The organism is Methylobacterium sp. WL18 (assembly GCF_008040015.1).
In the GTDB taxonomy this organism is placed as follows: Bacteria; Pseudomonadota; Alphaproteobacteria; order Rhizobiales; family Beijerinckiaceae; genus Methylobacterium; species Methylobacterium mesophilicum.
The window spans coordinates 1-2,613 of record NZ_VRVD01000652.1; the positions used below are offsets into that span (position 1 = coordinate 1).

General features: G+C 72.6%; 3 protein-coding genes and 1 pseudogene. 1 reads left to right on the plus strand and 3 read right to left on the minus strand.

What is annotated here, in order from left to right; all coding sequences use genetic code 11:
- On the plus strand, window positions 1–742 hold a 742-nt coding region (locus FV228_RS26430; RefSeq protein WP_246689879.1), incomplete at its 5' end, for an AprI/Inh family metalloprotease inhibitor.
- Here FV228_RS26430 and FV228_RS26435 read toward each other — a convergent pair.
- The 3 genes and pseudogenes from FV228_RS26435 to FV228_RS26445 all read right to left on the minus strand — a co-directional run.
- Window positions 743–1,369 (minus strand): cytochrome b, encoded by a 627-nt coding sequence (locus FV228_RS26435; protein WP_147857241.1) that lies wholly within the window; start codon window positions 1,367–1,369, stop codon window positions 743–745.
- Window positions 1,370–1,516: 147 nt separating this feature from the next.
- A complete protein-coding gene (locus FV228_RS26440) occupies window positions 1,517–2,089 on the minus strand; it encodes an NAD(P)H-dependent oxidoreductase (RefSeq protein ID WP_238262530.1) in 573 nt (190 codons plus the stop codon).
- Between the two features lie 213 nt (window positions 2,090–2,302).
- A pseudogene (locus FV228_RS26445) lies at window positions 2,303–2,613 on the minus strand (methyltransferase); the annotation flags it as partial.

Here is a 2,613-nt window from a genome sequence, read left to right on the forward strand (position 1 = left end):
CCCCCCTGCCCCGCCGAGCCTCCCCGAGCGGCTCAACGAGGTGCCGGGGACCTGGGACCTGTCGCGCGATGGCACAAACCGCCGCTGCGTCATGACCCTGCGGAGCGAGAACGGCGAGTCCGGCCAGAGGATCAGCTTCCCGGCCGGGTGCCGGCGCGCCCTGCCGGTCGTGAACGGCGTCGCCGGCTGGTTGTTCAGCGACCGGGGCGTGCGCCTGGTCGACCGGAACGTCCGCCCGATCCTCGAATTCGTCCGGCGTCCGGACCAGCGCAGCCTCGTCGCCAAGCCGGACGGCGGCGAGACCTACAGCCTGGTGCCCCTCGACATCGCGGCGATGCGCCCGCCCGCTCCCCCCGCCATCGCGGGGATCGAGGCGGCGCCCGCGACGAACGCTCCGCTGCAGACGGCGCCGTCGGTGCCCGCCGAACTGCAGCGCACCACGGCCGCGACCGCCACGGCGGCGCCGGGGCCCGCGCCGGGCACCTACGCCCTCGACCGATTCCAGGAGCGCGACACCTGCCGGATCACCCTCGACGGGGCCGGCGGCGGCGTCCACGTGGTCCCGGGCTGCCACGATGGCGGGCTCGAAGTGTTCGATCCCGTCCGCTGGCGCTACGCCAACGGCCGCATGACGCTCACCGCCAAGCGCGGCCACACCATCGACCTGGTGCCGAGCGGCGACGGTCGGTGGCGGCGCGAGCCCGAGGTCGGCACCACCTTCGTGCTGCGCCGGGTCGATTGATTATCGCGATCCGCGCCCGTCCTGGACCGGGAGCATCCGCTCCAGCAGGCCGTCCCGGCGGATCACGAGGTGCCAGGCCGTTCCGGCGATGTGCAGCAGCACCAGGGCGTAGACGAACCATTGCCCGACGAGGTGGATCGACTCGGCGATCTTCTGCGCGCCGTCGTCCTTGGTCAGGCCCGGGATGGTGAACAGCCAGAAATACGGCGTGGACCGTCCCGAGAGCGCGCTCAGCAGGTAGCCGCTGATCGGCATGATCAGGAAGATGGCGTAGAGCAGCCAATGGTTGACGCGGCCGATCAGCGTCAGCAGCCGTGGCGCCTGGGGATCCGGCGGCGCCGGCCGGATCATGCGCCAGACGATCCGCAGGACCACGATCGCCAGGATCGTCAGCCCGACCGACTTGTGCAGCACGAACAGGCTGCCCTTGGCGGGGTCCGGCGGCAGGCTCACCGCCACCCAGGCGAGGGGCAGGACCGCCAGCGCCAGGGCCGCCGTGACCCAGTGCAGCGCCTGCGACACCGGATGGTGGCGCGGCAGGCCGGACGCCGTGACGTAGGTGGCGGGAAGCGGCGTGCCCGCCTTCCGGTCCGCCTTCCTGCCGGCCGAGTTGGTTGAACCTGCCATGATCCCTCGCGGATGGGCCTCGTCCACCGCGGGCTTGAACGGGAAGGCGCCGTCAGCCGACGCCGGGCCCGATCACGGTTTGGAACGATGCCAGGCTGACGGTGTAGAACCGCTCCGGATCCTCTGCAAACGCGGGACGTTCCCGCGTCAGGCCGCCGCGCCGGCGTCGATCGCCCGCGCCACGTCCAGCAGCGCGGCCAATTCCACCGCGGCCGTGGCGAGGCGGGCGGCCACGGTCGCGTCGGTGATCTGTCCGTCCGCCATGTCCTCGGGGCCGGCATAGACCGAAGTCGGTGCGACGTGGGCCGCGAAGAAGCCGAACAGCGGGCGCAGGCCGTGCTCGACCACAAGGGCGTGACGCAGGCCGCCGCCCGTGGCGGTGAGCACCACCGGCATGCCCGCCATCCGCGCCGGATCGACGAAGTCGAACACGTGCTTGAACAGCCCGGCATAGCCGCCCTGGTAGACCGGCGTCCCGACGATCAGCGCGTCCGCGCCCTCGATCGCCGCGATCAGGTGGGCCGCCGGCAGGGGCAGGTCCGCGCGCAGGGACGCCCCGATGCCCGGGCCGGCATCGACCAGATCGAAGACCGTCAGCTCGATCCGGCGCAGCCGCCCGAGCTCGGCGCCGACCGCCGTCACGAGATCGCGGGTCCGCGACGGTCGTTTGGCACTTCCGGAGAAGGCGACGACACGGGGAAGGCTCGGCTTGACGCTCACGACTCGACGCTCACCTGGACATGTTCTTTCAGACGCCGCGCGCCCGGAGGCGGGACACGCGCAAATCCCGAGCCCGCCGAGCGCCCGGCGACGCATCTTTCGAAGGCGCGCCCGCATCTCGCGGTCCGGCCGCACGGTAACGCATTCCGGCCGCGGATGAAGCCTCGATGCCGCGGCCGGATCGATTGGACGCGCGACGCGCCGGCCATCGTCTCACCCCCGCAACCGCCAGACGTGGCTCTGCTTGATCTCGGCGTCTTCGAGGGCGCGGGAGACCGGCACCGCGTAGGTCGCCAGGCATTCCAGGCGCTCGCGCGGCAGGTAGGTGCGCCCCGGGTCGCCGATCAGCACCGTCACCCCGCCCGCCTGCAGGTCGATGAGCCAGGCGGTCACCGCCTGGGCGAGGTCGCGCTCGTAGAACACGTCGGCGGCGAGCACGAGGTCGGCCTCCGGTCGGGTCCCGAGGAGGTCGGCCGAGACCGGGTCGATCCGGCCGGCCACGCCGTTGGCGGCCGCGTTGATGC

What these genes read in the sequence shown, in the direction of transcription:
- FV228_RS26435 (WP_147857241.1), bottom strand. Translation starts at nt 1,369, where the DNA reads ATGGCAGGTTCAACCAACTCGGCCGGCAGGAAGGCGGACCGGAAGGCG.